At 40.4% G+C, this 1,005-nt stretch carries 2 protein-coding genes; one reads left to right on the top strand and one right to left on the bottom strand.

Going from position 1 to position 1,005, the window contains the following annotated elements:
* A partial coding sequence (locus tag GMD1S_RS08120) for a metallophosphoesterase family protein (RefSeq protein WP_000161105.1) occupies positions 1–386 on the bottom strand: 386 nt, incomplete at its 3' end.
* Positions 387–580: 194 nt separating this feature from the next.
* On the opposite strand from GMD1S_RS08120, the gene GMD1S_RS08125 reads away from it, so the two are divergent.
* Complete coding sequence (locus GMD1S_RS08125) at positions 581–946, top strand: hypothetical protein (RefSeq protein WP_000760373.1); 366 nt, start codon at positions 581–583, stop codon at positions 944–946.
* The last annotated feature ends 59 nt before the right edge of the window (positions 947–1,005 follow it).

The raw sequence follows: 1,005 nt of genomic DNA on the forward strand, positions 1-1,005 counted from the left end.
GGGAGATGGTGAGTGATTCCTACCATCAAATCACCAAACTGACGATGAACTTGCATAGGTTGATCGTGGAGGTCTTCGATTTCTTTAGGGCTAATTTCTTCTAAGATGTACTGACTTTGGCGCAGGAGATAACGATGACTCACTTTTGTAGGATCTAACTTACGATGTAGGCCTCGCCAGAGACTATTCTCCCAATTCCCCAGCACTCTTGCAGTGATGGGCAAGCTAGCTAAGAGGTCCAATATCCTTCTACGCCCTGTTCCTGGCATCAGAATATCTCCCAAAAGCCAGTACTCATCTACCTCTGCCGCTCTTGCATCAGCCAGAACAGCTTCCAAAGCTGTCGTATTTCCATGTATGTCTGAAAGAACTGCTATTTTGGTCATTCTTTCTCCTCATTTCCTCTTACTTCTTCTGTTAGTATTATAGCAGAAATGCCATAAAATAGAGTCGTTTCTGCTCTCCTAGAAAACTTGGAAAATCACTCCTTTCTTGCTATAATATAAGTAAAGAGAATCCTCATTTATAGCAAGATACTCTTCAGTAGCACTCTTTTAACAAGGATTGGAGGACTATTGCCATGAAAAAATATCTTAAGTATATCCCATACTACCTTGTCATTTTCTTCTTTTACTGGCCCCTCTATGAGCTATTCTTACTACTCATCACTGACCCATATACACTGAAGGAACTGTACATTAACAACATCATCCTCTTTTCACCTTTAGCAACCTTCATCGTATCCCTTCTTTATAGCTACCGGTTTCATTTCTCACTTTGGTGGTTGCTGGGTATTGGACTGCTCTATTGCTTTACCATCATCACCTTTGGTGAGTTCATTCTTCTTTATCTCGTAGCCTATGAAATCTTCGCCCTACTTGGTATGGCATCAGGTAGAGGTCTTAGCCATCTTACAAACAAGCAGAAAAGTAAAAAAATAGGATAAAAGCCTTGAAAATTCTCGCAATCATGCTATAATAATGCATAGAGACAAGTCACTTAGTC

It is taken from the genome of Streptococcus sp. GMD1S, from assembly GCF_000296875.1.
Taxonomy (GTDB): domain Bacteria; phylum Bacillota; class Bacilli; order Lactobacillales; family Streptococcaceae; genus Streptococcus.

Bases quoted from the DNA above. Each gene is read 5' to 3' on its own strand.
- GMD1S_RS08125 (WP_000760373.1), top strand. From the start codon at position 581: ATGAAAAAATATCTTAAGTATATCCCATACTACCTTGTCATTTTCTTC.